Genomic DNA, 20,207 nt, shown 5'->3' on the forward strand with positions numbered 1-20,207 from the left:
CCACGCGCTGCGGCCGCCGTTCCGGAGAGCGCCATGCTGCCGCCTCTGGCGGCGAGACCCGCAGCACCCGCGCCAGCCAGGGCAGCGCCGCCCACGGCAAGGCCTGTGCCGACGGCTGCACCCGCTCCAAGCTGCGGGCCACCCGAGACAATGCCGTTGGCGATGCCCGGCCCGAAAATTCCGAGGCCGAGCAGTGACAGTGCCGCGAGCACCACGGCCATGGCCTCGTCGATTGTGGGGGTAACGCCGCCGAAGCCGGCGGTGAATTGCGAAAACAGCGTCGAGCCGATGCCGATGATGACGGCCAGCACCAGCACCTTGATGCCGGACGAAATGACATTGCCGAGCACCCGCTCGGCCATGAAGGCGGTCTTGCCGAAGAGGCCGAAGGGAATGAGGACGAAGCCGGCGAGTGTCGTCAGCTTGAACTCGATCAGGGTGATGAAGAGCTGGATGGAGAGGATGAAGAAGGCGAGCAGGACCAGCGCCCAGGCGAAGAGCAGGCAGGCGATCTGGATGAAGTTCTCGAAGAAGGCGACCCAGCCCATCAGGTCGGAAATGGATTCGAGCAGTGGCCGGGCCGCATCAAGACCGGTCTGCGCGACACGGCCGGGCCGCATCAAGTCGGCGGCTGTGAAGCCGGTGCCCGACGCCATCAGGCCGAGGCCGGCGAAGCTCTCGAAGACGATGCGGGCGAGATTGTTCCAGTTGCCGATGATGTAGGCAAAGACGCCGACGAAGAGGGTCTTCTTGACGAGGCGCGCGATGATGTCGTCGTCGGCGCCCCAGGACCAGAACAGCGCGGCGAGCGTCACATCGATCACGATCAATGTGGTGGCGATGAAGGCGACCTCGCCGCCGAGCAGGCCGAAACCGCTGTCGATATAGCTGGTGAAGACCCCGAGGAATTCGTCAATGACGCCGGTATCGTCCATGGATCATTCGCTCTCGTTATCGCGCCGGACGGGATCGGAGGGCGTGCGGCCGAGAAAACGGTCGCGGGTCTCGGCCCAGACTTCGAGACACGCTGCATCGCGCACCGCCGCCTCGCCGAGCCGCTGGCATCGCCGCTGTTCCGCGCGCAGCGGATCGACGGAGGGCGCGAACGCTGGCGCGGGAGCCGCTCGCGAGGGCTCCTCTTCGCGCGTCAACTCGATGACCGTCGCCGTCATGGCGAAGGCGACGAAGACGATCGCTCCGATCCGCGCCAGCGTCTTGCCCTCCATCGCTTCCTCCTTTCCGGCCGGCCGTCCGCGTCAGTTGTTGCCGTTGTTGAACATCTGCGCGTTGCCGGGTTGATAGCCGCTGCCGGGCGTCAGGAAGCGCTCGCGCTGCACACGCCCCTGTTCGGCCGCGGCCGCGCGCCCGGCGTCGGTCAGCGCCTGCGCCCGGCCGTTGGCGGCGATGACGGCCGTCAGATCGGAGAGCTGTTGCGCCTGCAATGCGAGAAGCTGGTTGCCGGCCTGCGTCGCCTGCAGGGCGCCGGTCGCGCCCTGGCTCCGGTCGACCAGCGCTTCCATCTGAGCACGGTTGGTCTCGATATTGCCCACCACGCCGGCCTGGACGCGCATGGCGTCCTGCAAGCCGCCGACGGTGTTTTCCCAGCGGGAGAGGGCATCGGCGACGAGTTGCTGCTCGGAGGCGCTCATGTCGATATTGGCGTATTTCTGCTGGAAAGCCTGGTCGATCTGCTGGACGTCGAAGGCGATGTTCTGCGCCTGCTGAAGCAGGGACTGTGTGCGGCCGACCGCATGCTGTAATTGCTGCAGCGAGGAGTAAGGCAGGCTTGTCAGGTTACGCGCCTGGTTGATGAGCATCTGGGCTTCGTTCTGAAGCGAGGTGATCTGGTTGTTGATCTGCTCGAGGGCGCGTGCCGCCTGCAGGACGTTCTGCGCGTAGTTGGTGGGATCGAATACGGTCCACTGGGCATGGGCCGGCGGCGCCAGCACCATCGGCAGCGCCGCGACCGGCGCGGCGATAAGCGCAGCGGCAAAGCGGGCCGCACGCGAGCGGGATTTACGTGTCTTCATGGTCAGTCTCCTTCTGGGCTTGGGGGATGAGATTGCTGAGGTCGGGAATGAGGTCGGCCGCCCAGTCAGCGCCGCGCTCGCGCAGCCAGGCGGCGAGGAAGTCCGAGCGGTGATGTTCGGTTAGAATGCGGGCGATCGCGGTCTGATCGGTCTTGGCGGAAGTGGCGCAGAGCGCCAGCGCCACTTCGCTTAAGCCGAGTTCGAAGAGCCGGTTGCCGCGCCGCGACTGGCAGTAATAGTCGCGCTTGGGCGTGGCCCGCGCGAGGATCTCGATCTGGCGATCGTTGAGACCGAAACGTCGGTAGATCGCCGTGATCTGCGGTTCGATCGCGCGCTCGTTCGGAAGCAGCAGCCGCGTCTGGCAACTCTCTATGATGGTCGGCGCAATGGCCGAGCCGTCGATGTCGCTGAGGCTTTGCGTGGCAAAGACTACGGAGGCGTTCTTCTTCCGGAGCGTCTTTAGCCACTCGCGAAGCTGGCCGGCGAAGCCCTCGTCGTCGAGTGCCAGCCAGCCCTCGTCTATGATGATGAGGGTCGGCGAGCCGTCGAGCCGGTCCTCGATGCGGTGAAAGAGATAGGCCAGGACCGCGGGCGCCGCGCCGGTGCCGATCAGACCCTCGGTCTCGAAGGCCTGCACGGTCGCTTCACCGAGATGCTCGGACTCGGCATCGAGCAACCGCCCGTAGGCGCCGCCGACGCAATAGGGCCTGAGCGCCTGTTTGAGGTCATTGGACTGGAGCAGCACGGCCAGGCCGGTGATCGTACGTTCCCCAGCAGGCGCGGATGCGAGCGAGGTGAGCGCTGTCCAGAGATGCTCCTTCACCTCGGGCGTGATCTCGACACCTTCGCGCATCAGGATCGCCACGACCCAGTCTGCGGCCCAGGCCCGCTCAGCCGTCTGTTCGAGACGTGAGAGCGGCTGCAGCGAGACGCTCTGGTCTTCGCCTTCGGTGAGGCCGCCACCCAAATCATGCCAGTCGCCGCCCATGGCGAGCGCGGCGGCGCGGATCGAGCCTCCGAAGTCGAAGGCAAAGACCTGGGAAACGGCATAGCGGCGGAACTGCAGCGCCATCAACGCGAGCAACACGGACTTGCCCGCGCCGGTCGGGCCGACGACGAGCGTGTGTCCGACATCGCCGACATGAAGGGAAAACCGGAACGGGGTCGAGCCCTCGGTCTTGCCGAACAGCAGTGGGGGCGCTGCAAGGTGCTCGTCCCGTTCCGGCCCCGCCCACACGGCACTCAGGGGGATCATGTGGGCGAGATTGAGCGTGGAGATCGGCGGCTGCCGGACATTGGCGTAGACATGTCCGGGCAGCGATCCGAGCCACGCATCGACGGCGTTGATGGTCTCGGGCATCGCGGTGAAGTCGCGGCCCTGGATGACCTTCTCGACCAGACGCAGTTTCTCGTCGGCAACGCGCGGGTCGGCGTCCCACACCGTCACCGTCGCGGTGACATAGGCAACGCCGGCATAGTCAGCGCCGAGCTCCTGCAGCGCGAGATCGGCATCGGCCGCCTTGTTCGAGGCGTCGGTGTCGACCAGGGCCGAGGCCTCGTTGGTCATCACCTCCTTGAGGATCGCCGCGATCGACTTGCGCTTGGCGAACCATTGCCGGCGGATGCGCGTCAGCAGCTTGGTCGCATCGGTCTTGTCCATCAGGATCGCGCGGGTCGACCAGCGATAGGGAAAGGCGAGCCGGTTGAGCTCATCGAGCAGACCGGGCGTGGTCGCCGTCGGGAATCCGGTGATCGTGAGCACGCGCAGATGCTCGTCGCCAAGCCGTGGCTCCAGCCCGCCGGCAAGCGGCTGGTCGGCGAGCAGCGCGTCGAGATACATCGGCGTCTCGGGGACGCGGACACGGTGACGCTTGGTGGAGACGCAACCATGGAGGTAGGTCAGCGTCTCGGGATCATCGAGCCAGCGGCATTCGGGCATGAAGGCGTCGACCAGGCGGAGCACGCGGTCGGTGCGGTCAGCAAAACCGGTCAGGACCTCGTGCGGATCGACGCCCTTGGTCTCGCGGCCTTCATAGAGCCAGCTCTCGGCGCGGGCGGCGTCCTCGGCCGGCGGCAGATAGGTGAAGGTGAGGAAGTAGCTCGACTCGAAATGCGCGCCTGCTTCCTCGAAGCTCGCCTTGCGTTCGGCATCGACCAGCGCGGAGGCCGCATCGGGAAAGCGGCTGTCAGGATAGAGGTTGGAAGGATGGCGCTGCGCCTCGACGAAGATTGCCCAGCCCGAGCCGAGACGACGGAAGGCGTTGTTGAGCCTGCCGGCAACAGCGATGAGCTCCGCAGGAACCGCGGAATCAAGGTCTGGACCCCGGAAGCGCGCCGTGCGCTGAAAGCTGCCGTCCTTGTTGAGGACGATACCCTGACCGACCAGGGCCACCCACGGCAGGTAGTCGGCGAGCCGGGTATTGCGGTTGCGGTATTCGGCGAGGTTCATCATCGGCGCGCGCCCCCGTTCAGACTGAGAGGTGCGCGGGAACGCGCAGATGGCGGCGGCCGACCTCGACGAAGAGCGGGTCGCGCTTGGCGGCCCAGACCGCCGCGATGTGTCCGATCGCCCAGATCGCGATGCCCACGAGCCAGAGCCGCAGGCCGAGGCCGACCGCGCCGGCGAGCGTGCCGTTCATGATGGCGATCGCGCGTGGCGCACCGCCCAGCAGGATCGGTTCGGTCAGCGCCCGGTGAACGGGCACCGAAAAGCCGAGCAGTTCCCCGCCGTGGTCGGAGGTGGTCGCCATCAGATCAGCGCCCCGCCGCCGAAGGAGAAGAAAGACAGGAAGAAGGAACTGGCCGCGAAGGCGATCGACAGGCCGAAGACGATCTGGATCAGGCGCCGGAACCCGCCGGACGTGTCGCCGAATGCGAGCGTCAGGCCAGTGATAATAATGATGATGACAGCGATGATCTTGGCGACCGGACCCTCGATGGATTCGAGGATCGACTGGAGCGGCGCCTCCCAGGGCATGGAGGAGCCGGAGGCGTGCGCGGCGGGCGCCGTCATCATGGCAATGACTACGACCGACGCGGCGGTCGCCAGCCTCTGACGGGTGTTACGCAGGGTCTGGTTCATGGGAGCTTTCCTTCGTGGTTGCTGTGGGAAGTGGTGTGTCCGAAGCCTTGATCGCTCCGACGACGCGATAGTCGCCGTCGTCAGCGAGGCCCTCGACGCGGGCGAGCTCTGCGAGCCGGCGCGCGGAGCCGCGTCCCGACAGCACGGCCACGAGATCGATGGTCTCCGCGATCAATGCGCGCGGGACGGTGACGACAGCTTCCTGGATGAGTTGCTCGAGACGGCGGAGCGCACCGAGTGCCGATCCCGCATGGATCGTGCCGACGCCGCCGGGATGGCCCGTGCCCCAGGCTTTGAGGAGATCGAGCGCCTCGCTGCCGCGAACCTCCCCGATGGGGATGCGGTCGGGCCGCAGGCGCAGGGACGAGCGGACGAGATCGGAGAGCGAGGCAACGCCGTCCTTCGTTCGCATGGCGACAAGGTTAGGCGCGGCGCATTGCAGTTCGCGCGTATCCTCGATGATGACGACGCGGTCGGCGGTCTTCGCCACTTCGGCCAGGAGCGCATTGGTGAGCGTGGTCTTGCCGGTCGAAGTGCCGCCAGCGACGAGGATGTTTGCGCGCGCCGCGACCCCGGCCCGCATGGCAGAAGCCTGCTCGGCCGTCATGATGCCGGCGGCGACGTAGTCGTCGAGGGAGAACACCGCGATGGCCGGCTTGCGGATCGCGAAAGCCGGCGCAGCCACGACAGGAGGGAGAAGCCCCTCGAACCGCTCCCCCGTTCCGGGCAGTTCCGCCGAGACACGCGGGCTCGCCGCATGGACCTCGGCGCCGACATGGTGAGCGACCAGGCGGATGATGCGTTCGCCGTCTTCCGGTGCCAGGCGCTCGCCCGTATCGGACAGTCCCTCGGAGAGGCGATCGATCCAGAGCCGCCCGTCCGGGTTCAGCATCACCTCGACGACTCCCGGATCTTCCAGGAAAGTCGCGATGGCCGGACCCAGCGCGGTGCGCAGCATACGCGCGCCGCGCGCAATCCCTTCCGAAATGTGATGTGAGGCTGCCATACGATCCCCGATTCCAACGGGGACAAACAGGCGGTCCCCATGCGGGGATGATTAAAAGAGCCTGATTTAGGGCTGATTCAACAAGGAAATAGCGGCGTCGTAGTGTAGCGTGCAAAGACAGGGGCACGGCGGCGCCGGATGCTGCTACACTTTGTAACTTCTATTCTGTTTGTCGAACGGGGATGAAATGCGACTCGCCGTCTACAATGTGGAGAACCTTTTCGACCGTGCGAAGGCGATGAACCTGGACACTTGGGCAGAAGGCCGCCCGGTTCTTGAGAGGTTTGCCGCATTGAACGGCTTGCTCGGTCAAATAGGTTACAGCGCGGCGGATAAGAAGAAGATGACCAAGCTGATCGTTGAGCTTGGAATGGAGAAATCCGACACGGGTCCGTTTGTAATTCTGCGTCGAAATAGAGGCGGGCTGCTGAAGCGGCCCCGAACAGGCGGTGTCGAGATTGTCGCTGATGGTCGCGCCGACTGGGTCGGGACGCTGGAATTGAGAGACGAGCCGATCAATGAGCACGCTATGCGCAACACTGCTCGGGTCATGAGCGATCTGGAGGCTGACGTGTTGGGCGTGGTGGAAGCCGAGAGTCGACCGGTACTTTCTGCATTCAACCGAGAGATTCTTCCTGCTGTGGACGGCATGCCGTTTCGACATGTGATGGTCATCGACGGCAACGACGAACGGGGAATCGACGTCGGGTTGATGTGTCGAGAGGGCTTTCCGATCGGGTCGATGCGCAGCCATGTCGACGACCATACTCCGGATGGTCAAACAATCTTCTCACGCGACTGTCCGGAGTTCGAGGTGACGACGCCTGCCGGAGCCCAACTGATCGTGATGGTCAATCATCTCAAGAGCAAGGGTTATGGTGGGAAAGCTGCTTCGGATGCGCGCCGCCGACTGCAGGCTGAGCGGGTTGCCCAGATTTACACCGGCTTGATCGATCAAGGCATCGAATATGTCGCTGTTGTAGGTGACTTCAATGACACGCCCGACAGCGATCCCCTGAGTCCCCTCTTAATGGGGACGTCGCTAACCGACATCTTCAAACATGACGCGTTTGACGATGGCGGTTACGCCGGGACATACGGTTTGTGTAATGCTTCGAACAAGATCGATTACATGCTGCTCTCGCCTGCGCTCTTGGCAAAGGTCGAGAGGGGTGGCGTGTTTCGCAAAGGCATGTGGCCAGGGTTAAGACCAAAGCGATGGGACACCTATTCGGAACTGGAACGGCCGAGAGACGCGGGTTCCGATCACGCCGCTTTATGGGCGGACCTCAATATCTGACTACATGCTCGACTTGCCGGAGGATGACGGAGTTTCGTGGGCCGGCATATCTTCCGGTATCTCCTGCCGAAGCTTCGGCCCTTTGGCGAGACGCCGGCCAAGCGTGGTGATGAATGTCTCGTAGCGTTCTGCGGCCTTGGCACGCGCTGCCTGGACAGCCGGTTCAGGCAGGGCCGGCGTCGTGTTGAGCCAGAACCGAACGAAGACGGCCAGTGTTTCGACAGAGATGCCGAGATCTCGCTCCAGACGGGTCATGCGGCGATCGATCTGATCCAGCCGCTTGGCAATGACGGCCTCGCGCCGTTCGGCATCGTCGGGCGACAGGAAGGACGCGATCGCCGCCTCCGCGATCATCGACTGCGATTGCTCGCGGCGTGCCGCATAGTCCGCCAGCATCGTCATGATGTCGGGGTCGAGATAGACGGAGATCTGCGTCTTCTTCTTCCGAGTGGGCATCGGCTAGAGTTCCATTCCGTCCTTGGGGTCGAGCGAGACCTGCCGCGCCACGCGTTGCATCGTGCGGGTCATTCGGCTGTTGCGGGCGGCTTCTTCCTGATCGTCGTCGAGGGGGGCGATCTCGAACTCGTTTTCGATTGGCTCCTTCTTTTTAATGGGCTGGACACGGCTAAGTTCTGGCTGGCGCCGCCATTCGGAATCCGTGGTGTCCTCTTCGTCGCCAGCGCTGCCAGAATTGTCGGCGTGAAGCGTCGGCTTCGGCGGCAATGGCAGCGCGCTCCATTCGTCATTTTCGACATCCGGGGGTTCTGGCTTCGGCGGCGGTGGCAGAATGCGGTCCTTGAAGCGCGGATCCTCGTAATAGCGAACCTTCTTCGCGCGAATGGGCGAGATGCCGGCGACCATTACGATCTCGTCCGCGGGCGGAAGCTGCATGACCTCACCGGGCGTCAGCAACGGCCTTGCGGTTTCCTGCCGCGACACCATCAGATGTCCGAGCCAGGGCGAGAGCCGATGCCCGGCGTAGTTCTTCATCGCACGCATCTCGGTCGCTGTGCCGAGGGCATCAGACACGCGCTTGGCGGTGCGTTCGTCATTGGTCGCGAAGCTCACCCGGACGTGACAATTGTCGAGGACCGAGTTGTTCGGCCCGTAGGCCTTCTCGATCTGGTTCAGCGACTGCGCTATCAGGAAACTCTTCAGCCCGTAGCCAGCCATGAAGGCGAGCGCGCTCTCGAAGAAATCGAGGCGGCCGAGTGCTGGAAACTCGTCCAGCATCAACAGCAATTTGTGCCGCGCGGTCCTGGCCTGCAGGTCTTCGGTCAACCGTCGGCCGATCTGATTGAGGATGAGGCGGATGAGCGGCTTGGTCCGATTGATGTCGGAGGGCGGCACGACGAGGTAGAGCGTCGCCGGGCGCTTGCCGCCGACCATGTCGGTGATGCGCCAGTCGCAGCGTCGGGTCACCTTGGCGACAACGGGATCGCGGTAGAGCCCGAGAAACGACATGGCGGTGGAAAGGACGCCGGAGCGCTCGTTATCCGACTTGTTGAGCAGCTCTCGGGCAGCGCTGGCGATGACCGGATGCGGGCCGGCCTCGCCCAGGTGTTTGGTCTTCATCATGGCCGCGAGTGTGGATTCGATAGGGCGCTTCGGATCGGACAGGAAGGCGGCGACGCCGGCGAGCGTTTTGTCTTCCTCGGCATAGAGAACATGGAGGATGGCGCCGACCAGAAGTGCGTGGCTGGTCTTCTCCCAGTGATTGCGCTTTTCCAGCGAGCCCTCGGGATCGACGAGGATGTCGGCGATGTTCTGCACGTCGCGCACTTCCCACTCGCCACGTCGAACCTCGAGCAGCGGATTATAGGCTGACGAGTTCGGATTGGTCGGATCAAACAGGAGCACGCGGCCGTGCCGGGCGCGAAAGCCTGCCGTGAGCTGCCAGTTCTCGCCCTTGATGTCATGAACGATGGCCGAGCCCGGCCAGGTCAGCAGTGACGGGATGACCAGACCGACGCCCTTACCCGAGCGGGTCGGCGCGAAGCACAGAACATGCTCCGGGCCTTCATGGCGCAGATAGTCATCCTTGAGCTTGCCGAGGACGACACCGTCGGGTCCGAGCAGGCCAGCGGCCTTGATTTCATCGAGTTTCGCCCAGCGCGCTGATCCGTAGGTATCGACACTCTGCGCTTCGCGGGCGCGCCAGACCGACATGAGGATTGCAACCGCGATTGCGATGAAGCCGCCGGACGCTGCGATGATGGCGCCCTCGATGAAGATCGGCGGCGCATAGGCGTCGTAGAAATACCACCACCAGAAGAAGGCCGGCGGATAGTAGATCGGCCAACCTGATATTTCGAACCAGGGAGCGCCAAGCTGCGGCTGAAAGCCGAGACGCCAGGCGGTCCACTGCGTCGCCGCCCAGGTGGTGGAGAGGACGATGATGAAGACGATGAGGATTGGTCCCCATAGGATTTTTGTACCTGACATGGCCATAGTCCGCTCAAATACGGGTAGGCTGAGGGGCGCGAGCACTGCAGGCAAGGGCGCCGTCTGCACGGGCGTAGAAACGGTAGTTGACGGATAGAAAACGGCGGACTCGGGCGCAGAGAAACCTATCCAATCTCGCGAAGTGAGATGCTGGATGATGTAGCGAGCGGGAATCCTATCCCCGTAAAGACAGTTGTCGACGCAGATAGATCAGTGGTTATTCGAAAGGCTGCGCTTCTACCTTTCGTCCCACCACTTCAACACCCGGAGGGCCTTCAATGTGATCCACGAGGACGGTTTGCCTGGGCCGCTATCCATGTGAAACCAGACGCTACCCGGGGTTTGCCAATCGAGATGCCACGTCCCATCGTCTGCCTGCTTCGCTCGCAGTCGATCGATTGCCTCACAAAGGCGTTGGTCTGGTGGCATGCCTGTATGAACGGCGCTCCAACGAAAATAATCGAGTGCCCGCAAGATATCGTAGCGCCAGCGATGCGGGTAGAGAAGGTCCAGGAACCTCTCGTCAGCGGGCTCACCGGTGGAGAGGCGACGGAAAAGGTGGCGTTCCAGAAGATACTCTTCGCCAGACAACCTCGCGTCTCGCGATTCGGTCGTACCCCCTGTTTTTATCTCGTACTCGAGCAGTCCCTCCAGAACATTGATCGTGCTCGCAAATGAAGATCGGGCCGAGCCATTGCAACGTTCGCAATTCCAACCTCCATCCTGCTGCACCTCGCTGACCAACCGTTTGACGATGCCGGTGATATCCGCACCGAAGTAAGCACCATCGGTAACTGTCCGGCCGTTGATGCACTCTTCAACTTCACCATCCCAAAAGGCCTGGCCGCCTTCGTCCCATCTGGAGTTTTGTCCGACCAGCACAACTGTTCGGCGCGCACGTTCCGAAGCCGGGTCGAGGCCGAATTCCCTGAGTTGCGTGATGCAAAAGCAGGTCGCGGTCCAGGGTTGCCCATGTGTCCTGAAGGTGTCCCAATCAAAGCCTTTCGGTACGAAAGACCCACCTGCCCACTGACCATCATCATCCTGATGAGAAAGCAGTTGTGCTCCCCAGCCCTCGGTCTCGACCTTTGCGCGAACTGGCTGCCAATCTTCTCCGGGCGCTTCAAGCATGTCCCGCATGACCTGCCAGGCGATGGATGGATCTCGCCCGAGAAGCCAAGACAGTGTCTGGTCTGTTGTAGCCATTCAATTCTTCCGCCTCAGCACGATAACCCGACAGGGGTGCGGGGCTCGTTGCGATTGCATTTCAAATCGACTCTATGACGTCGCCGCTACTAAACCAACGCCTCGGCTGGGCTCGGCTCCGTCTTGCTGTTCACAACCCGATAGAACAATTGAGTGACTTGTGTTCACCGCCCCAGACCTCGCTTGCGTCCGAAGCTCCAGTCGACACCACCATCGCCACGCGCGACACCCGAGATGTGGCGGCCAAGATGCTTCTCCATCGAAGGCGTCCAGGGGACGAGCTGGAAGCCGAGGCCGTCGTCGATCATCGCGAAGCGCCCCGAGGCGAGCGTCAGGCGCTGGCGATAGGCGCCGGCGACATGTTCGCCGCTGCCGACGCGCTGGAACGGATGCCCGGTCTTCGCCGCCAGTTTCTCGCCGACTTCGTCCACCTCGCGACGACGCAGCGTGTCGATGAGATTGCGGTTGAAGACGATCCGTTTGCCCTGCCGCTCGGCAAAGCCTTCCCCGATCAGATGATCGGCCCGCCTGTCGAGCGCGCCGCGTACTTCCGCGCCGAAGCCGCCTTCGGAGAGCGCAGCGGGCTGGCGCGCGATGTTCTGCCGGTCGAGCCAGGTCGCGCCGGACGCGGTTACCTGCCGTTCGATGTCGAGATCGGAGCGGACCGCGAGCGCGACGCGGCGTTGGCCGCGGGAGTCGTCATAGGTGCGCAGTTCGACGATCGAGCCCGGCGCACTGTCACCGGCGGCATTGAGATCGGCGAGCTTGATATGATGGCTGCGTCCATCGACGCTGTCGACCACGGCATAGGCCGTGCCCTTGAGCTCGTCATCGAGCCCACGCTCGACCAGGCGGCCGACGATCGGCGCATCAAGGCTTTCGGCCGCCAGCACATAGTCCGCCGACCCGCGTTCGATGCCGCGTTCGGTCAGGGCACGGTGCATGCGCTTGATGATGTCGCCGCGCTCGCCGAGTTCGCGCAGCGTTGCCTCGGCTCTTTCGCCTATCGTCCATTGACCGGGGCCGACCTGCTCGGCGAGGCCAAGTGTTTCCAGCTTGCGCAGCCGTCCGATCTTCAGCGCATGGAATTCATCGGGCTGCTCGCCCGGCTGTGGGGCGAGGTCGATGATTCCGGTGCACCGGCCGTCGCGCACAAGCTGACGGTCGAGTTGTGTCCAGCGCTCGGTCTCGATCTGGTTTTCCAAGGTTCGGCGGATATCGAGATCGGTTCGAAGGCCAAGCTCGTGGGTGATGAGATCGCGCGCCCGGTCGCGCATCCCTTCCTTGATATAGTCGCGCGAGATGACGAGATCCTCGCCGTCGTCGCGGACGCCGCGCACGATCAGATGGACATGCGGGTGTTCGGTGTTCCAGTGATCGACGGCCACCCAGTCGAGTTCGGTGCCGAGATCCTTTTCCATCTGGTCAACAAGGTCGCTGGTGAAGGATCGCAGATCTGACATCTCCAGCGCGTCGTCTGGCGAGATGATGAAGCGGAAATGGTGCCGGTCGTCCTCGCAACGCTCGGCAAAGGCCCGGCCATCGGCCTCCTCCTCTCCCGGCCCGAACAGCCGCGCCTTCTCCCCGTCGCGGGTGACGCCGTCGCGGCGCAGATAGTCGAGATGGGTGCCGAGCGGCGCGGCGCGCCCCGAAGAACGAACCACACGCGCCTTGATGACGGCGCCGCGCGAGCGTGCGGTGATGAGACGATTGGCCTGGATACTGGCCCGCTGGCCGTGCCCGAAGCGCGAGCGGTTGCCGGAGGTGACGCGGCCGGAGCGTGACACGCCGCCGCCGGCCTTTTTCGCAGCCGCCAGCGCCTGCGCGATGAAAGGCCGCGCCGCCTGGGCGCGCGTCGAGCGGATGCGGCCGGGGCGGATGCGGAACTCGCGGTCATCGGCCATCGCGTTGTCCCGCAATGTGCGAAAAAGGCAGGAAATCCCGGAAGTTGAGTGCGCGGCGCACATTGCTGCAGAGCAGAACAATGTGCGGAACGTGCAAGAAAACTCCACAAAAACAACCGACCGACCGGCGCGCAATGTGCGCCCTTTTATCCTGCCATCGGTCGGTTGTGGTTCCTGCCGCTCCCCCTCGCGCCCCCCATGACACGCCAGAGCCCGAGATCATGCGATGAGAACTGCAACGCGTCATCGCTCACCCCCCGTATCATCCTGCGCAATGGAGATGGTTTTGGGATGTGACTGATCCCCGGCATCGGGCTGCACCGACACGGAAGCGGAGGTGCCGTCCGAGTGCTTGTCTGTGGCGCTATCCGCGACCGTCCGGTGGTCAACCGAGCGCGGGACGAATAGCGGTGCCTCGCGCCAGTCGGGTGGCGGTGATGGCACAGCCGGAGTGCCGGGCGACGGTGCCGTTGCGCCCAGTGCCGGTGCAAGCAGATCGACATAGGCGCGCGTTTCGGTGGGCAATGGCCGCCCGGTAGCGAGGTGCTCGTCATAGCGATCTGGCCCCGCATTGTATGCCGCGAGCATCGCCGGGATCGTGCCGTAGCGGTCGTACATCTCGCGCAGATAGGCCGCGCCGGCCAAGATGTTGTCGCGCGGATCGAAGGGGTCCGAGCCGAGCCGATAGCGGGCGCGCAGATGGTCCCAGGTCGCCGGCATGACCTGCATCAGTCCCTGTGCTCCTGCGCTCGAGACCGCGCGCGTATTGCCTGCGCTTTCGGCACGCATGACGGCGACAATCCAGCGTTCGGGAATACCGAACCGCTGCGCCGCCTCGGCAATATGCGCGGCAATGGGATCGCGGACTTCGTGTCGTCCAGCGGGCGTCGGCTGTGCGGATGCGCCGCTGGTATCGAGCACGGCGATGACCAAGCCGGAAAGGAGAAGGAGGGCAATGCGGCCGTAGGGGCCGCACCGCCGCAGTGCTGTTGACGGACCGATGAGCGACATCGATCAGTCCTGCTGGTCGTGCTTCTTCGGGCGGGTCCAGTGCAGCCCCCAGTCACGTCCATCCTCGTCCGACTGGAACAGCCGGGCACGCATCGGAAGCGCGAATGCCGGGTCATCGAGGACGACGGAGATGAACGTGCCGGCGCGGTCGCCGGTATGTTTCCATCCAGCGCCGACTTCGGGGCCGGTCTCGTCGCCGAGATGAACGCGGTAGGCCGGCGCGTTCTCGCTGTCGGCATTCTCGGCCGCGACGAAGGTGAGCGCGCAGTCGAAGGACAGCGAGCGCATTCGTCCGCTATAGCCGTCTGGTGTGCGGGTGAACTGACCGATCTGGGGCATGATGACCTCCTGTTTGGATGCGGTGAGATTGCGGGAAGGCGTGCGTCGTCACCGCGTCGGCGCGCGCCAGACGAAGCGGTCATCGCCGTCTTCGTCGGTGTAGAGAGGGACAGCCCGGCCGATGACGGTCGTCGCCGAAAGCGGACCGAAATACCGCCCGTCGAGGCTGTCGGGGACTTGCCAGTTCATGAGGAAGAGCTCGTCTTCGGCGACGGTGCGACAGCCGTTCCAGACCGGCAGCGGGCGGTCCAGGCGATCACGGTCGCGGGCCTCGCCCATGGCGATTCCATCGACCGTAATGATGCGACCGGTGCGGCATATGCGCTGTCCCGGCAGGCCCAGAACGCGCTTCAGGATCGGTACATCGCGGCCGATGTAACCGCGCTCGACCATGTAATCCTCGAGCGGCTCGGGCGGCATCACGGCGACCAGATCGGGGACGTCGAGATGCGCGGCGGGTTCGATGCGGTAGAGCCCGATCGGTGCGCTGGCCGACACGTTCCAGACGAGCTTCAGCGATGTCGGAACGATCGCGGCCGCGGCAACACCCATGACAGTGAAGTAGGTCAGCATGACGTAGCCGTAGCGGGTCATCGCTCGATCTCCCGCCGTTTGAGCCATGCCTGATGGCGCACCGGCGTGTAGGGGCGGGGTTCGTGCCCGGCGCTCATCCGGTGCGCCACATGGCGCCAGTGATCGGGTGCGGCGTCGCAGGGATCGACGTCGGCGTCTTCCACCGCATCGATGTGCTGGAGCACCTTTTCGACCTTCGGCCAGCCTTCGATCTTGAGCAGGATTTCCCCGCCGGGGCGCACGAATGGCAGCGTCTGGTATGCGGCGCCCGGTGCGACCGCGCGCAGGATGTCGATGCGCGAGATGACGGTGCCGTAGTCGTTCGCCGCCCAACGCACGAAGGCGAAGACGGCGCCCGGCCGGAAGGAGACGACGCGTCGGCGGCGGTCGATGATTCGCTCACCGGCCTCGCGGCCAAAGCGAATCCAATATTCGATCCTGCCCTCGATCCAGGTCAGTTCGACATGCGTGAGTGCGTCGGAAGTGTGGGCGGACGGCATCGGGCCGGCGCCGACACCTGCGGCTGTGGCGCCGGTCATGAGGGGTCTCCTTCGTGCTTGGGGAATTCGCGTTCGAGCAGTTCGCGCAGCATGTCGGCGACGGTGACGCCGCGCTGGAACGCGGCGATCTTGATGCGCCCGCGCAGCTCGGGCGTGATGTCGATGGTCAGGCGGGCGGTGAACCCGGACCGCTTGCCGTCACGGGGAGCGGCATCGTCGGACCTGATCCACTGCTCGGGATCGCCTGGTCTCGTGGCGAAGGCGCGGCGGTTTGGACGGTCGCTCATGGTGCGAGCCTTCCGATCTCGGCCGCGAGCGCCGCCACTTCCCGCGCGGCGATGCTGTCTGCATCGCATTCACAAACGAGGCGGCCGGACTGCGCGGCCGACGCAAAGATGACGCGCTGGCCGATCGTCGCGTGCAGCGCGGGCGGGTCCTGGTCGGCGAGCGCATTACCGGTCTCGCGCGCGATGATGGTTCGTGCCGGACAACGGTTGAGGACGAAGCGCACGGCGAGCTGCGGACGGAATATCCGCGCCTCCTCGATCAGGCGCAGGATCTCCGCCGAGGCCCAGCCATCGAAGGGTGACGGCTGAACGGGGATGAGGATGATGTCAGCGGCGAGTAGCGCCGAGCGCATCAGCCCCGCGACGCGCGGCGGACCGTCGATGAAGACATGGTCGGCAGTGCGGGCGAGCTCCGGGGCTTCGTGATGGAGCGTGTCGCGCGCGAGGCCGATGACGCCGAAGCGCCGCGGCAGCCCCTCATGGCTGCGCCGTTCGGACCAGTCGAGTGCCGATCCCTGCGGGTCGGCATCGATCAGGGTGACGGTCCTTCCGCCTCGCGCCCATTCGCCGGCAAGGTGCAAGGCGAGCGTTGTCTTGCCGACACCGCCCTTCTGATTGAGGAGGGCCGCGATCATGAGGCGCCTCCCGGACCGTGTCGGGCAGGCGGACTGCTCGCGGCCGCAGCGTCGTCATCGCGTTCAGAGAATGCCGTCTGGCGTCCGCGCTCTTCCTCTTTTCGGCCCGTCGGAGAGCGGTTTTCCCCAGAATGCCCGCCCCTACAAAAGTTAGATTCATTGTTAGACTCTAAGTTAAGGGGCCGGTTTTCGCTTTGTGCTGAAGAGGTTAGATCAGGTTTGGGTTCCCGATAGCACGATGGGTCGGTTCCCGATGGCACGATAGTCCGGGTTCCTGATAGCACGACGGCTTCCACAGCCTGTCCACAGGGCGCCGGCTCGAAAGCGAGCAGTGTGCGCCCGCCCGCTTCGATCTCGAGAAACAGCGTGTAGCCGGGCAGCGGCTGGCGCTGGATGATCGCGCGCAGTTCGAAGGCGAAGCGCTTGAACGGGGAGAGACTCCCGGATTTGACGTAAAGGTGCCGGAAGTCGAACCGCCAGCCGCGCTTCTGCCTGCCGCCATGCTTGCGCACGATGCGGTAGAGCCAGCGTTCGATCCCGCCGGTCAGACCGAAATAGGCGCGGTCGATGGTGAGGACGAGCGCCTCGTCCAACACCGCCTTGTAGAACCAGTCGGGCACGATGAGTTCGATGCCATCCGGATTGCCAAACGCGTCTGCGCGTTCGGTCCATTCGTTGATCCAGGAGAAGCGGTGCATGCGCCGACCGGTTGTGCGTGTATCGGAGGCAGGTTCATTGCGATTTCGTGGATTGGACGGTGGCTGCCGCAGGGTGGTCGCGACCGTCGTCGATTGCAGCCGGTCGAGCGCGGCTCTCAGCCGGCGATAGTCGCGGGCACTGGTGCCGCGTCCGACGAAGGTCAGGATTTCGTACGGCGTAGTGGCGATCAGGCGCGACGTGCGAAAGCCGTTGTCGCGCGCCTCGACGATCTGGCTGGCCGCCCAGATGAGGATATCGGCATCCCAGATTGTGGCCATGCCGTGCTCGGGCACGGCTTCCACGCGGATGGCGATCTCGCCCGCTCGGAAGTCGATCGGCTCGACGCGGTGGGACTTGGAGAGAGAAAAGAAGGGATAGGCCATGAGGTCCTGCGCATCGCGCGGCGCCAGGTCGCGCGGTAGAGCGCGGAACAGCTCAAGCTGGTCCCGTTCCGATCTGCGAGGCCGCGCCGTCATGGGAGTAATCAGCGGTTTTCGGCAGACGACGGATCGTCATGACGTTTGGCCGGACGGACCGTGCCGACGCCGGGGTCGGAGGTGGATTGCTTGGCGCCGCGTTCCGCCCAGGCCTGCAGGTCGTCGACGGAATAGACGACACGACCACCGAGTTTGCGGTAGGCAGGACCGGTCCCGTAGGTGCGGTGTTTTTCGAGGGTTCGGGCGGAAAGGCTGAGAAAACGGGCCGCCTCGGGCGTTCTCAGATAGCGCGGCGGGATGCCGGCGGTGGCTGCGGACATGATCGTGCCTCCGTGATCCTTGTTGGCGCCGCCGGATATCGGCGGGGCGTCAGGGTCACGGTGGCGGAGAAGAAAGGGCGTGGGGGAGTGCGAAGATTCTAAAGAAAATTCGCACCCTCGTCGGTCGCTAGCCCTGATCGGGTCGGTGACCGAGAAGAAGGCGGCGGTAGCCGCCCGCCACGAGAGCGAGGCCGGAGGCGGTACGACGCATCACGGTGTCGCGCAATGGAGCGGACTTCCAGGTGATGGCGTTGACTGGAGCGGCGCCGAAGACGGCCTCGGCGATTTCCTGATAGGTGGCCCCTGCACGTCGACCGTCGATCGCGCGTAGGCTTTCGATAAGGCGTTGTCTGCGTTGCGGCGTCAATCGTGTGTCAGGCGACCTCCGATGAAAGAGGACAGCATCGCGGAACCGAACAATCGCATCGACTCGATCCTGAATGAACTGGTCGATGAGCGTAACTGCCGCGACCGGTCCGTCGGGTGCTCTGCCGTCGATGCAGATTGCCGCGAAGTGCTCGGTATCGATCACGAAGTGAATATAGAGACCTTCATCCGATGTTCGGGCATCGGCCGGAACGACCTTGAAGTTCACGGTTGTCATGTTCGGCCCCTGCTGTGGGGCGAAGATCAGGACGCTCGGGTCGACGGCAGGGCTCCAGAAGATGTCGGCATTTTGCGCGGACAAGGACGGCTCTATCGGGAAAGCGTAACCCCCAGTGCGCCGTCAGCGCGGTCGCGGCGTGATCGTCCGCCGGATCGGAAGCCGAGACTTCCTTTTCGTATTCGGGGTTGCGCCTGAGAAACTCCCAGGCAAGTTCGGAAGGATTCAGACCGTTCAGATATCGATAGGCCGTCGGGTCGCGCCAGTTCGTTTCCGCCACCATGCCGATTTCCTCCCCGACTCTACGCGGTGGTTCGCAGGTCGTTGGAAGATCGCGTTAAAATTGAAACTTGGATAGCCGGGCAACCGGCATACAGAGATGCGTGTTGGGCATCACCTGTCAGTGATAGGCGGATCGAAGGAGATCGCGGTAGCCGTTCTCAGTCATCCAGTGCGCGCGGGCGAGATGCGTCTGGTGAACATGCTGAGCACGATCGGGTTGTTGTTCGGGATCGAGACCAAAGATGATGCGGACAGCTTCAGCCCAATGCGCGGCGTCGGCCTCCGCATCGAGCAAGCGAAGATAGGTCGCAAAATGCGCACGATCGTATTCGGTCAGGTGCTCGCTGTGCGGCGGCTCGTCCAGAAAGTCAGCTTGCCCCATCTGTTCCCCAGTCTCTTGGCGCGAGGCCTCGTTGCGTATGGTTAACGCAATTTGCCGAAATTTGTAGAGGCGCGCCGAAAAATCGCTGCGAAAGGTGTGGCGCATTGCGCCTGACACCTCCGTCGTCAGGCCAGCGCTTCTGGCTTGTTAGGTCTCGCGGCATCGACAATCATCACTCCTTCGCCTCGGTCAGAGGACAGGAAGACGATGCCAGCTGCTTCCAGCGCCCGGCGAATCTGGTCGCATGTGCTCTCATGCACCTTGAGTCCGTTGACGGACTCGAGGCGCTTGAGCGCGGTCAGCGAAACCAGGGCCTTCTCTGCGAGCATCTCTTGTGTCCAACCGAGCAATGCGCGCGCGGCCCGTGCCTGTCGGGCGGTGATCATGCATGATCACCTCCTACAGACCTCGGCATTCACGCCACTAAAACGACTATAATAGTCGTCTTTGGGAAATTTGAAAGCAGAAGAACCGTTTTGAATCGGGCAATCGGCCGTTGACGGCGCATCTGATTCGGTCGGCACAAGAATAGGTCCCGCCCGGGCCTGCCGGGCGGGAACCTATCTTGCTTCACTCGCCGTTGCGGCGGGTGGGACGGGACCAGATGAGGCTGTAACCGCCGTCCTCGTCGTCGAAGAGGTTGGCGTAGATCGGAGAGGTGAAGCTCGGATCGTCGAGCTTGAGGCCGAGATAGTCGCGGCCCTCGTTCGACTGCTTGGACCAGGCGGCCCCGATCTCGGCGCGGCCGACCAGGACGCGGTGGCTGGGGGCGTTCTCACTGGCCTGGTTGGTTTCGGGGACGATGCGGACGTTCTTGGCCTGCACGTTGAGGGTGACGATTTCGCCGGTGAATTCGTTGCCGGACTTCTTGAAGGTGCCGATGGTTGCCATGGTAGTTCTCCTTGATCACTGGTTTCGAGCCCGCACCATGCGGCCTCGATGGCGATCGGAGGGGCCGGAGGCGATCGACGGCGCATCGCTCGCGACCGCAGCTTCAGCGGAGGATGGCGATCCGGCGGGTTTCTTGCCTCGCGAGGAATGACGGCCCAGCCGGCAGGGGAAGAAACCTGACGGGCGCCATTGCGCCATAGGCGATCGAGGCGCAGCCGGCCTTCGGCCAGATCAGCCCATTGAAGAGGCCGTTTGGAGCGGTCGACTCACAGGG

The 20,207-nt window shown here is 64.1% G+C and carries 25 protein-coding genes; 1 reads left to right on the forward strand and 24 read right to left on the reverse strand.

From position 1 onward, the window contains the following. The 7 genes from trbL to trbB form a co-directional block, all read right to left on the reverse strand. Positions 1-935: P-type conjugative transfer protein TrbL (trbL, locus tag CH339_RS14255; protein WP_111435032.1), on the reverse strand; the 935-nt coding region annotated here is incomplete at its 3' end. 3 nt (positions 936-938) lie between these two features. Beyond that, on the reverse strand, positions 939-1,226 hold the full coding sequence (gene trbK-alt / locus CH339_RS14260; protein ID WP_111435033.1) for a putative entry exclusion protein TrbK-alt: 288 nt from the start codon (positions 1,224-1,226) through the stop codon (positions 939-941). 30 nt (positions 1,227-1,256) lie between these two features. Beyond that, positions 1,257-2,030: a P-type conjugative transfer protein TrbJ gene (trbJ, locus tag CH339_RS14265; protein WP_111435034.1), complete on the reverse strand. Its 774-nt coding sequence runs from the start codon at positions 2,028-2,030 to the stop codon at positions 1,257-1,259. Next, a complete protein-coding gene (gene trbE, locus CH339_RS14270; RefSeq protein WP_111435035.1) occupies positions 2,017-4,482 on the reverse strand; it encodes a conjugal transfer protein TrbE in 2,466 nt (821 codons plus the stop codon). Before trbE ends, trbJ begins: the two co-directional genes overlap by 14 nt. 16 nt (positions 4,483-4,498) lie before the next feature. Continuing rightward, a complete protein-coding gene (locus tag CH339_RS14275) occupies positions 4,499-4,780 on the reverse strand; it encodes a VirB3 family type IV secretion system protein (RefSeq protein ID WP_111435036.1) in 282 nt (93 codons plus the stop codon). Beyond that, positions 4,780-5,112: a TrbC/VirB2 family type IV secretion system protein gene (locus tag CH339_RS14280; RefSeq protein WP_111435037.1), complete on the reverse strand. Its 333-nt coding sequence runs from the start codon at positions 5,110-5,112 to the stop codon at positions 4,780-4,782. Before CH339_RS14280 ends, CH339_RS14275 begins: the two co-directional genes overlap by 1 nt. Next, positions 5,093-6,118, reverse strand: a complete 1,026-nt coding sequence (trbB, locus tag CH339_RS14285; RefSeq protein WP_111435038.1) for a P-type conjugative transfer ATPase TrbB — start codon at positions 6,116-6,118, stop codon at positions 5,093-5,095. The genes CH339_RS14280 and trbB overlap by 20 nt, the downstream gene beginning before the upstream one ends. 187 nt (positions 6,119-6,305) lie before the next feature. Here trbB and CH339_RS14290 point away from each other — a divergent pair, with 187 nt between their 5' ends. Further along, positions 6,306-7,418: an endonuclease/exonuclease/phosphatase family protein gene (locus CH339_RS14290; RefSeq protein WP_111435039.1), complete on the forward strand. Its 1,113-nt coding sequence runs from the start codon at positions 6,306-6,308 to the stop codon at positions 7,416-7,418. Here CH339_RS14290 and CH339_RS14295 read toward each other — a convergent pair whose 3' ends face one another. From CH339_RS14295 to CH339_RS14370, 17 genes are all read right to left on the reverse strand, one after another. Further along, complete coding sequence (locus tag CH339_RS14295) at positions 7,419-7,874, reverse strand: CopG family transcriptional regulator (protein WP_111435040.1); 456 nt, start codon at positions 7,872-7,874, stop codon at positions 7,419-7,421. It abuts the gene before it with no gap. Between the two features lie 3 nt (positions 7,875-7,877). Next, on the reverse strand, positions 7,878-9,863 hold the full coding sequence (locus CH339_RS14300; RefSeq protein WP_111435080.1) for a conjugal transfer protein TraG: 1,986 nt from the start codon (positions 9,861-9,863) through the stop codon (positions 7,878-7,880). A gap of 237 nt (positions 9,864-10,100) precedes the next feature. Further along, entirely contained in the window at positions 10,101-11,069 is a 969-nt protein-coding gene (locus tag CH339_RS14305) for a squalene cyclase (protein WP_111435041.1), read from the reverse strand. A 164-nt stretch (positions 11,070-11,233) separates the two neighbouring features. Next, entirely contained in the window at positions 11,234-12,973 is a 1,740-nt protein-coding gene (locus CH339_RS14310) for a relaxase/mobilization nuclease domain-containing protein (protein WP_111435042.1), read from the reverse strand. Positions 12,974-13,216: 243 nt separating this feature from the next. Beyond that, entirely contained in the window at positions 13,217-13,984 is a 768-nt protein-coding gene (locus tag CH339_RS14315; protein WP_111435043.1) for a lytic transglycosylase domain-containing protein, read from the reverse strand. Between the two features lie 3 nt (positions 13,985-13,987). Next, positions 13,988-14,323 (reverse strand): DUF736 domain-containing protein, encoded by a 336-nt coding sequence (locus CH339_RS14320; RefSeq protein WP_111435044.1) that lies wholly within the window; start codon positions 14,321-14,323, stop codon positions 13,988-13,990. 48 nt (positions 14,324-14,371) lie between these two features. Continuing rightward, positions 14,372-14,917, reverse strand: coding sequence for a S26 family signal peptidase (locus CH339_RS14325; protein WP_111435045.1), 546 nt, complete (start codon positions 14,915-14,917; stop codon positions 14,372-14,374). Then, complete coding sequence (locus CH339_RS14330) at positions 14,914-15,435, reverse strand: DUF2840 domain-containing protein (RefSeq protein ID WP_111435046.1); 522 nt, start codon at positions 15,433-15,435, stop codon at positions 14,914-14,916. The genes CH339_RS14325 and CH339_RS14330 overlap by 4 nt, the downstream gene beginning before the upstream one ends. Continuing rightward, the gene (locus CH339_RS14335; protein ID WP_111435047.1) at positions 15,432-15,683 is read right to left on the reverse strand and encodes a ribbon-helix-helix protein; all 252 of its coding nucleotides are present in this window, start codon (positions 15,681-15,683) and stop codon (positions 15,432-15,434) included. Before CH339_RS14335 ends, CH339_RS14330 begins: the two co-directional genes overlap by 4 nt. Then, positions 15,680-16,318 carry a ParA family partition ATPase gene (parA, locus tag CH339_RS14340; protein ID WP_111435048.1) on the reverse strand — a complete coding sequence of 213 codons (639 nt, stop codon included), beginning with the start codon at positions 16,316-16,318 and terminating at the stop codon, positions 15,680-15,682. The genes CH339_RS14335 and parA overlap by 4 nt, the downstream gene beginning before the upstream one ends. Beyond that, positions 16,315-17,493 (reverse strand): replication initiator protein A, encoded by a 1,179-nt coding sequence (locus tag CH339_RS14345; RefSeq protein ID WP_111435049.1) that lies wholly within the window; start codon positions 17,491-17,493, stop codon positions 16,315-16,317. The genes parA and CH339_RS14345 overlap by 4 nt, the downstream gene beginning before the upstream one ends. Before the next feature lie 8 nt (positions 17,494-17,501). Next, positions 17,502-17,774: a helix-turn-helix transcriptional regulator gene (locus CH339_RS14350; RefSeq protein WP_111435050.1), complete on the reverse strand. Its 273-nt coding sequence runs from the start codon at positions 17,772-17,774 to the stop codon at positions 17,502-17,504. 127 nt (positions 17,775-17,901) lie between these two features. After that, on the reverse strand, positions 17,902-18,378 hold the full coding sequence (locus tag CH339_RS14355; RefSeq protein ID WP_244669068.1) for a DUF2285 domain-containing protein: 477 nt from the start codon (positions 18,376-18,378) through the stop codon (positions 17,902-17,904). Continuing rightward, on the reverse strand, positions 18,326-18,661 hold the full coding sequence (locus CH339_RS25420; protein WP_244669067.1) for a transcriptional regulator domain-containing protein: 336 nt from the start codon (positions 18,659-18,661) through the stop codon (positions 18,326-18,328). Before CH339_RS25420 ends, CH339_RS14355 begins: the two co-directional genes overlap by 53 nt. A gap of 117 nt (positions 18,662-18,778) precedes the next feature. Beyond that, complete coding sequence (locus tag CH339_RS14360; RefSeq protein WP_420825910.1) at positions 18,779-19,147, reverse strand: DNA -binding domain-containing protein; 369 nt, start codon at positions 19,145-19,147, stop codon at positions 18,779-18,781. 20 nt (positions 19,148-19,167) lie between these two features. After that, positions 19,168-19,428, reverse strand: coding sequence for a helix-turn-helix domain-containing protein (locus CH339_RS14365; RefSeq protein WP_044406454.1), 261 nt, complete (start codon positions 19,426-19,428; stop codon positions 19,168-19,170). 184 nt (positions 19,429-19,612) lie between these two features. Further along, entirely contained in the window at positions 19,613-19,933 is a 321-nt protein-coding gene (locus CH339_RS14370) for a DUF736 domain-containing protein (protein WP_111435052.1), read from the reverse strand. Positions 19,934-20,207 lie beyond the last annotated feature (274 nt).

Origin of the sequence: Rhodobium orientis (genome assembly GCF_003258835.1) — a bacterium.
GTDB lineage: Bacteria > Pseudomonadota > Alphaproteobacteria > Rhizobiales > Rhodobiaceae > Rhodobium > Rhodobium orientis.

Coding starts and splice junctions, on each gene's coding strand:
- trbK-alt (WP_111435033.1), bottom strand. CDS start 1,226: ATGGAGGGCAAGACGCTGGCGCGGATCGGAGCGATCGTCTTCGTCGCC.
- trbJ (WP_111435034.1), bottom strand. CDS start 2,030: ATGAAGACACGTAAATCCCGCTCGCGTGCGGCCCGCTTTGCCGCTGCG.
- trbE (WP_111435035.1), bottom strand. CDS start 4,482: ATGATGAACCTCGCCGAATACCGCAACCGCAATACCCGGCTCGCCGAC.
- CH339_RS14275 (WP_111435036.1), bottom strand. CDS start 4,780: ATGGCGACCACCTCCGACCACGGCGGGGAACTGCTCGGCTTTTCGGTG.
- CH339_RS14280 (WP_111435037.1), bottom strand. CDS start 5,112: ATGAACCAGACCCTGCGTAACACCCGTCAGAGGCTGGCGACCGCCGCG.
- trbB (WP_111435038.1), bottom strand. CDS start 6,118: ATGGCAGCCTCACATCACATTTCGGAAGGGATTGCGCGCGGCGCGCGT.
- CH339_RS14290 (WP_111435039.1), top strand. CDS start 6,306: ATGCGACTCGCCGTCTACAATGTGGAGAACCTTTTCGACCGTGCGAAG.
- CH339_RS14295 (WP_111435040.1), bottom strand. CDS start 7,874: ATGCCCACTCGGAAGAAGAAGACGCAGATCTCCGTCTATCTCGACCCC.
- CH339_RS14300 (WP_111435080.1), bottom strand. CDS start 9,863: ATGTCAGGTACAAAAATCCTATGGGGACCAATCCTCATCGTCTTCATC.
- CH339_RS14305 (WP_111435041.1), bottom strand. CDS start 11,069: ATGGCTACAACAGACCAGACACTGTCTTGGCTTCTCGGGCGAGATCCA.
- CH339_RS14310 (WP_111435042.1), bottom strand. CDS start 12,973: ATGGCCGATGACCGCGAGTTCCGCATCCGCCCCGGCCGCATCCGCTCG.
- CH339_RS14315 (WP_111435043.1), bottom strand. CDS start 13,984: ATGTCGCTCATCGGTCCGTCAACAGCACTGCGGCGGTGCGGCCCCTAC.
- CH339_RS14320 (WP_111435044.1), bottom strand. CDS start 14,323: ATGCCCCAGATCGGTCAGTTCACCCGCACACCAGACGGCTATAGCGGA.
- CH339_RS14325 (WP_111435045.1), bottom strand. CDS start 14,917: ATGACCCGCTACGGCTACGTCATGCTGACCTACTTCACTGTCATGGGT.
- CH339_RS14330 (WP_111435046.1), bottom strand. CDS start 15,435: ATGACCGGCGCCACAGCCGCAGGTGTCGGCGCCGGCCCGATGCCGTCC.
- CH339_RS14335 (WP_111435047.1), bottom strand. CDS start 15,683: ATGAGCGACCGTCCAAACCGCCGCGCCTTCGCCACGAGACCAGGCGAT.
- parA (WP_111435048.1), bottom strand. CDS start 16,318: ATGATCGCGGCCCTCCTCAATCAGAAGGGCGGTGTCGGCAAGACAACG.
- CH339_RS14345 (WP_111435049.1), bottom strand. CDS start 17,493: ATGACGGCGCGGCCTCGCAGATCGGAACGGGACCAGCTTGAGCTGTTC.
- CH339_RS14350 (WP_111435050.1), bottom strand. CDS start 17,774: ATGTCCGCAGCCACCGCCGGCATCCCGCCGCGCTATCTGAGAACGCCC.
- CH339_RS14355 (WP_244669068.1), bottom strand. CDS start 18,378: ATGACAACCGTGAACTTCAAGGTCGTTCCGGCCGATGCCCGAACATCG.
- CH339_RS25420 (WP_244669067.1), bottom strand. CDS start 18,661: ATGGTGGCGGAAACGAACTGGCGCGACCCGACGGCCTATCGATATCTG.
- CH339_RS14360 (WP_420825910.1), bottom strand. CDS start 19,147: ATGCGCCACACCTTTCGCAGCGATTTTTCGGCGCGCCTCTACAAATTT.
- CH339_RS14365 (WP_044406454.1), bottom strand. CDS start 19,428: ATGATCACCGCCCGACAGGCACGGGCCGCGCGCGCATTGCTCGGTTGG.
- CH339_RS14370 (WP_111435052.1), bottom strand. CDS start 19,933: ATGGCAACCATCGGCACCTTCAAGAAGTCCGGCAACGAATTCACCGGC.